This is a genomic window from Halococcus morrhuae DSM 1307 (assembly GCF_000336695.1).
Lineage (GTDB): Archaea > Halobacteriota > Halobacteria > Halobacteriales > Halococcaceae > Halococcus > Halococcus morrhuae.
Genome location: NZ_AOMC01000155.1, coordinates 1 through 6,928, shown reverse-complemented (window position 1 = coordinate 6,928; position 6,928 = coordinate 1). Strand labels below are relative to the sequence as shown.

Annotated in this window: 7 protein-coding genes and 1 pseudogene; 4 read left to right on the top strand and 4 right to left on the bottom strand. The window is 63.3% G+C overall.

Features of this window, described 5'->3' with window-relative positions; genetic code table 11:
• The coding region (locus tag C448_RS16200; RefSeq protein ID WP_004055791.1) for a helix-turn-helix domain-containing protein at positions 1–532 on the top strand (532 nt) is incomplete at its 5' end.
• A 72-nt stretch (positions 533–604) separates the two neighbouring features.
• Here the strand turns inward: C448_RS16200 and C448_RS14105 are convergent.
• Positions 605–1,153 (bottom strand): plastocyanin/azurin family copper-binding protein, encoded by a 549-nt coding sequence (locus C448_RS14105; protein ID WP_004055790.1) that lies wholly within the window; start codon positions 1,151–1,153, stop codon positions 605–607.
• A gap of 284 nt (positions 1,154–1,437) precedes the next feature.
• Here C448_RS14105 and C448_RS14100 point away from each other — a divergent pair, with 284 nt between their 5' ends.
• Complete coding sequence (locus C448_RS14100; RefSeq protein WP_004055789.1) at positions 1,438–2,799, top strand: RNA-guided endonuclease InsQ/TnpB family protein; 1,362 nt, start codon at positions 1,438–1,440, stop codon at positions 2,797–2,799.
• Positions 2,800–2,847: 48 nt separating this feature from the next.
• Here the strand turns inward: C448_RS14100 and gatA are convergent, their stop codons facing one another.
• Together gatA and gatC are read right to left on the bottom strand one after the other, a co-directional pair.
• On the bottom strand, positions 2,848–4,113 hold the full coding sequence (gatA, locus tag C448_RS14095; RefSeq protein ID WP_004055788.1) for an Asp-tRNA(Asn)/Glu-tRNA(Gln) amidotransferase subunit GatA: 1,266 nt from the start codon (positions 4,111–4,113) through the stop codon (positions 2,848–2,850).
• Positions 4,110–4,388, bottom strand: coding sequence for an Asp-tRNA(Asn)/Glu-tRNA(Gln) amidotransferase subunit GatC (gatC, locus tag C448_RS14090; RefSeq protein WP_004055787.1), 279 nt, complete (start codon positions 4,386–4,388; stop codon positions 4,110–4,112). Before gatC ends, gatA begins: the two co-directional genes overlap by 4 nt.
• Before the next feature lie 83 nt (positions 4,389–4,471).
• Here gatC and C448_RS14085 point away from each other — a divergent pair, with 83 nt between their 5' ends.
• Both C448_RS14085 and C448_RS14080 read left to right on the top strand, forming a co-directional pair.
• Positions 4,472–4,939 carry an NUDIX hydrolase gene (locus C448_RS14085; protein ID WP_004055786.1) on the top strand — a complete coding sequence of 156 codons (468 nt, stop codon included), beginning with the start codon at positions 4,472–4,474 and terminating at the stop codon, positions 4,937–4,939.
• A gap of 155 nt (positions 4,940–5,094) precedes the next feature.
• A pseudogene (locus C448_RS14080) lies at positions 5,095–6,295 on the top strand (RNA-guided endonuclease InsQ/TnpB family protein).
• A gap of 48 nt (positions 6,296–6,343) precedes the next feature.
• Here C448_RS14080 and C448_RS14075 read toward each other — a convergent pair.
• Complete coding sequence (locus C448_RS14075; protein ID WP_004055783.1) at positions 6,344–6,718, bottom strand: hypothetical protein; 375 nt, start codon at positions 6,716–6,718, stop codon at positions 6,344–6,346.
• Between the last annotated feature and the right edge of the window lie 210 nt (positions 6,719–6,928).

Here is a 6,928-nt window from a genome sequence, read left to right as displayed (position 1 = left end):
AGATGTGTATAAGAGACAGGCGCAAGCGACTGCAACGAGCGAACCCACGACCAACGGGACTGCAACAGCGACCGAAACCACAGGGACAGCGACCGAGACGGGGACGACGGCTGAAACCACGGAAACGGCAACCGAAACGACGAACACGACGACCGGAACCGAGACCACGACAACTGAGAGCACTACTACAGCGACCGAGACGGAGACGACGACCGAGACCACGGATGCGGAGAGCGACGCCGACGCGGAGCTGGCCGCGTTCGCCGGGCAATCGTCGACACGGACGGCGGTGCTCGAACGACTCGTCACCGGGCCGGCGAACGCCAGCGATATCGCCACGCGTGACCCGCCGAACGTCGAGGACATGCGCGGCATCACGGGCAAGCTGAGCGTCAGCAAAACCCGGTCCGCGATCGAGACACTCCGTGATCGCGGGCTGGTCGAACTGCTCGTCGATGGCGAAACGCCGATCTACAGCCTCACTGCCAAGGGCGAGCGGATACTGTTCGAGATCGAGCGGGACGACGGCTGAACGACGCTCGCGTATCGTCGCTGCGGTTTTCACGACTCTCTCGATCATTGCAACCGAGCGCCGCCGGCAGCGCTACTCGGCGCTGCCTTCGAAATCGCCGCCGTAGCGCATGAAGAAGTAGGCGAGCCCGAGCGTCGAGAGCAGGAACGTCGACGCGGCGACGCCGAGCTGCTTGGCGAAGCCGGGGATCGCGGGTTCGGAAGAACCGCTACTGCCACCACCCTCCTGAACGATGATCGTTCCAGTCATGCCGGCCGACTCGTGGGGATCACAGACGTAGCTGTGTTCGCCGGTCTCCTGAAACGGTGACGTCGTGAAGCTGAACCCCTTGTCCTCGATCGGCTGATGGCCCCAATCGCCGTCGTCGGGATGGACGTTGTGTCCATCGGATTCCCAGGAGAACTTCACGGGCGTGCCGGGCGCGATCGTCAGTTCGGCGGGCTCGAACGAGAGCGAGCCACCGGGTCCGACTTTCACCGTTTTCGCCGAGCCGCCGCTCGATCCCCCCGAGTCCTCCTGGGCCGCGGCCGTTCCGCTCGCGCCGGCGACGGCCGCCGTTCCCGCGGCCGTCCTGAGGAAGCCCCGTCGACTCACGCTGCCATCGGCGTCGGTATCGTCCATGCTTCACTCTCACGGGGCGACGCTACTGAACATTACGATGGCCGTCGGTCGAGAAGCGGGCTATCTTTCAGCAGCGAGAGAATCCCGCCCTTTACGAGCGCCGGAAGTCCGACCACGTGGTCGGACTGGAGGCGCGAGGAGGCGGGCGTGAATCGCGTACGCTGTGTCGTGGATGGTCGCAACCGCTGGTCAACCGGTAGTAGCCCGGCTGGATATTCTACCACGGCGGTCACGTTCACCCCGCTTACCGGATACTTATGTTAGCCGACTACGATAGGCTATTCATGGCGAATCGGATCGTCACCCGCACCCACCGCGCTTCCATACGGAACCAGCGGCAGGTGTGCGACGGTCTCGATGAGCTTGGTTTCGCCGCCGCAAAACTCTGGAACGTGGCCCGCTGGACAGCGGGCCGCGTCTGGGATTCTTGCGGCCAGATTCCCGACGACTCGGTTCTCAAGTCGTACCTCAAGAGCCACGAACGCTACGCGGACCTCAACGCACAGTCCAGTCAGGCANCTTGCGGCCAGATTCCCGACGACTCGGTTCTCAAGTCGTACCTCAAGAGCCACGAACGCTACGCGGACCTCAACGCACAGTCCAGTCAGGCAACTCTTGAAGAGTTGGCTGAAGCGTTCAAGAGTTGGTACGGCCACCGCAACAACGGGAACCAGAAAGCGAACCCGCCCGGCTACCGCAAGAACGGCGACGAGCATCCGCGCTCAACGGTCACGTTCAAAGAGGACGGCTTCAAACACGACGAGAAAAACGGCTACATCCGCCTCTCGAAGGGCCGCAACACGAAGGCGCACTGGTCCGATTTCATCCTCTGTGCCTACGAGGCCGACCCGGACGTGGAGATCGAGAACGTCCAGCAGGTGCGTGCCGTCTTCGAACACGGCGAATGGCGATTGCACATCGTCTGTAAGCATGACATTGAGGTCGAATCACCCGGCAACTCCGTTGCCGGGGTTGACCTCGGTATCTGCAACGTGGCCGCTGTGTCGTTCGGTGACGAGAGTCTGTTGTACCCCGGTGGCGCACTCAAAGAGGACGAATACTACTTCGCCAAGAAGCGTGCGGAGTGCGATTCGAGTACGTCGCGCGAAGCGCGACGACTCGATCAAAAATGCACCGACCGCCGCACCCACTTCTTGCACGTACTGTCGAAAGCGATTGTCGCCGAATGCGTCGAGCGGAGCGTCGGTACAATCGTTGTCGGCGACCTCGCGAGTATCCGCGAGGACGACGAAACCGGAGAAGCTCGAAATTGGGGCGACCACGGCAACCTCGATTTGCACGGATGGGCGTTCGACCGCTTTGAGACGATGCTTGAGTACAAGGGCGAAGCCGAAGGCATCGAGGTCGAACCAGTCTCTGAACGGGATACATCGAAATCGTGTTCGGTCTGTAGCCGGTGCGACGACAGCCAGCGCGTCGAGCGCGGGTTATACATCTGCGACGAGTGCGGGCTGGTTGCGAACGCCGACACGAACGGAGCTGAGAACATCCGACAAAAGGTACTCCCGAATCCTCGGCGAGAGGATAGGGATAACGGCTGGATGGCACAGCCAGCGGTTCACTTGTTCGACCGCAGGGAGGGCACTTTCGTCCCCCGAGAACAAGAGCCGAACCGCGAACCATAATATCCCAACTGCGGTCGGGAAACCCCGCCGTTTACGCCGGGGCGGATGTCATTCGAGCGCGCTCGCGGCCCGGATCACGGCACGCTCGCCAAAGGCCGGGCCGACGAACTGTGCGCCGACGGGCAGGCCGTCGGCGGTGCCGGCCGGCACCGAGATCGCCGGGAGGTCGGCGAGGTTCACGGGGACGGTGTTGGCGTCCATGAGGTAGTGTTGGAGCGGGTCCTCCAGACTCTCGCCGAGTTTTGGCGGCAGGACGGGCATTGTCGGCGACGCGAGCACGTCCGCCTCCTCGAAGGCGGCATCGAACTCTTGCTTGATCCACGCGCGCGTGTCTTGGGCCTTCTCGTAGTATTTGTCGTGATAGCCTGCCGATAGCGCGTACGTGCCGAGCAGGACCCGCCGTTTCACCTCGGAGCCGAACCCCGCTTCGCGCGCTCGCGCGAACGCGTCGTTCCAGTCGCCGTCGAACCCGCCCGAGATCCCGTAGCGAACGCCGTCGAAGCGCGCGAGGTTCGAGGAGGCTTCGGACATGGCGATGACGTAGTACGCCCGTACGGCGTGGGCGAGCGAGTCGAGTTCGATCTCTCGGAGTTCCGCTCCACGGTCTTCGAGTTCCGCGATGCGCTCCTCGAAGACCGCCGCGACACGCTCGTCGGCCCCGTCGACGAGATCGGTGAGAACGCCGATCGTCGTCCCGTCGATATCGCCGTCGGCGGCGCTCGCGTAGTCCGTGTCCGCCCCTTCGGAGCGCGTCGTCGCGTCGCGCTCGTCCGGGCCGGCGATGACGTCGAGCAGTTCGGCCGCTTTTTCGACCGTGGGCGCGAGCGGGCCGACCTGTTCGAGCGAGTTGGCGTAGGCGACGAGCCCGTACCGCGAGACCAGCCCGTAGGTGGGTTTGATGCCGACGACGCCGCAGAAGGCGGCCGGACAGCGCACCGAGCCACCGGTATCGGTGCCAAGCGCGAGGTCGGCCTCGCCGGCGGCGACGGCGGCCGCGCTCCCGCCCGAGGAGCCACCTGGCACCCGTTCCTCGTCGACGGGGTTCGTGGTCGGGCCGAAATGGGAGCTCTCGGTCGTCGTCCCCATCCCGAACTCGTCCATGTTCGTCTTCCCGACGATCGTCGCTCCCGAAGCTTTGAGGCGCTCGATCACGGTCGCGTCGTAGGGCGGGACGTACTCGGCGAGCATTGCCGAGCCGCAGGTCGTTCGTGTTCCTTCCGTGCTGATGTTGTCCTTGACGGCGATCCGTTGGCCGTCGAGTGAGCCGTCGCCGTCGCTTTCGATCTCCGTTCGGGTGATGAAGGCGTCGCTCATCCGACTGGCGGCCCCTCGAAGTAGCCGTCCTCGGCTTCCGGTGCGTTTCGGAGCGCCTCGTCCTGTGAGAGACTCTCGCGTGCCTCGTCGGTCCGCAGGACGTTGACGAGTTCCGGCTCGGAATCGACTTCCGGAACCTCGTCGAGCGTCTCGAAGTAGTCGAGCACGTCGGCGAACTGCGTGGCGAACGCCTCGGCTTCGTCCTCGTCGAGGTCGACCCGTGCGAGGTCGGCGACGTGGGCCACCGTCGCCGGGTCGACGCTCGCATCGCTCATACGGAGAGGGGGTGAGCGCCACCACTAAGCGTTTCGAAAGCGGACTCCGCAATACCGAAAGCCACCGGCCGTTTTCGTTCCGCATGGAGACGACCCGGCATTTCACTGCGACTGTCTATCTCGTCAACGAGGGAGCGACCGCACTCCATCGCCATCCGAAACTCGGCATTCGCCTCCCGCCAGGTGGGCACGTCGACCGCGACGAACTGCCCCACGAAGCCGGCCTGCGCGAGGTGCGTGAGGAGACGGGGCTGGACGCCGATCTCCTCGACAGTGCGCCGGCGATCGACGCGCCGGCCGGCCGCGCGCTCCCGCAACCGCGCTATCAGATGCTCTACGACATCGACGTCCATCCGGATGGCCAGGTGAGCCACCAGCATATCGATTTCGTCTATTTCGCTCGCGTCGGATGTCGGACCATCGCTCCCGACGGCGACGATGAACCAGGGTCCGAGGCATGGGATTGGTACACGCCAGCCGCACTCCGTGGAAGCGATATCGACGCCGACACGGTGGAAATCGGGTGTGAGGCGATCGCGATGGCCGAGTAATTACGTGAAAGACAGGCGCAAAGCCTCGCCCTTTAGGGCGGGGATACGCGCCGTAAGCTCTGCCGTGGTACTACGCAACCGCCACCACACGGCGATAGCTCGACTGGATATTCCACCAGCGGAAGCGTTAACTGCTCGGCTATGCATGGTTACGTATAGCGAATCGCACAGTCAAACGCACCTATCGCGCACGCATCTGCAACCACTCGCAGGTGCGTGACGACCTCGATTCGCTTGGTTTCGCCGCCAGCAAGCTCTGGAACGTCGGGCGATGGACCGCCCAACGTGTCTGGGACGCTTGCGGCCAGATNTCAGCGAGTTCTTGCCGAACTCGGTGAAGCGTTCTCTGGATGGTTTGGCCACCGAAACTCTGGGAACGAGAAAGCGAACCCGCCCGGCTACCGCAAACACAACGACGAGCATCCACGCTCGACGGTCACGTTCAAACAGGCTGGTTTCAAACACGACACAGAGAATCAGCGTCTTCGACTCTCGAAGGGACGCAACCTCAAAGAGCACCGCTCTGACTTTGTACTCTGCGAGTACGACGTCATCGGTCCCGAGGGGACGACCGTCGAGAACGTCCAACAGGTACGTGCCGTGTACGAACACGGCGTCTGGCGACTCCACATCGTCTGTCGCGTTGAAGTGGAAGTCGCCGAACCGCCCGGCGACCGCACGGCGGGCATCGACCTCGGGATCTGCAACGTCGCCGCCGTCTCGTTCGGCGATGAATCACTGCTCTATCCCGGTGGATCGCTCAAGGAGGACGATTACTACTTCGCCAAGAAGCGCGCGAAGTGTGACGACTTGTCCTCCCGCGAAGCTCGTCGTTTGGACCAGAAGCGTGCCGACCGCCGCACGCACTTCTTCCATACACTCTCGAAAGAGATCGTGGAACGATGCGCTGAACGCGGTGTCGGCACGGTGTTCGTTGGCGACCTCGGCGGCATCCGCGACGACGAGAACGGCGATCCGAAGAATTGGGGCAAGCACGGCAACCTCGATCTGCATGGGTGGGCGTTCGACCGCTTCACGGCGATGCTTGAATACAAAGCTGAGACGCAGGGCATCGCCGTCGAAACGGTGTCCGAGCGGGATACGTCGAAAACCTGCTCCGTGTGCGGAACGAAAGCAGACAGCCAGCGCGTCGAGCGTGGCCTGTACGTTTGCGACGAGTGTGGAACCGTGGCGAACGCCGACGTGAACGGCGCGGAGAACATTCGGCAGAAAAGTACCTCCGAGTCCTCTGACGAGGATAGGAGTAACGGCTGGTTGGCACAGCCAGCGGTTCGTCTGTTCGATACTACGGATGGGCAGTTCCTTCCACAAGAACAGGTGGCCCGCGAACCTTAATATCCCAAACGCGGTCGGGAATCCTCGCCCTTCAGGGCGGGGAGGATGTCAACGTTCGGCAACAGCGGACGCCTCGAGATCGAACTGCCAGTACAGCACGAACAAGCCGGTATACACCCCAGCCCACGCGTACCACCCGGGCGGTTCCTGACGGACGACCGGCTCGATCGCCCAGAACGCGAACAGCACCGCTGCGAATCCGATCCAGCCCAGGCGACTCTCGTCGCGGTTCCGGATATCACGGAGGTAGTCGATCACGCCGACGATGCCGAGCACTCCCCAGCAGAGTCCTCGTCGTTTCGGCATCGAGCGCCCCTCCGCTTTCGCCTCCCGATAGGCGTACTGGCCGACGAGCGTCCAGAAAAACAGGAAGGCGATGCCGGCCGTAAGGAGCTGCCCGCCGAACGCGCCGAGCCACTCCATGCCCGTCTATACGACCGTCATCGAAATAACTGCTCGGGCCTACAGCAGGCTCGCGAGTCGGTTCTTGATACGGCGTTTGACGCCGCCGGCTGCCTGTCGGAAGCTGATATGCCACGGCGTGCGCTTGCCGGTGGTTTCGGTGCGTCCGTCCCGTATCCCGTCGAGAATGCCGGCGACCGTGTGGTCGGTCTGTCTCTTATACACATCTCT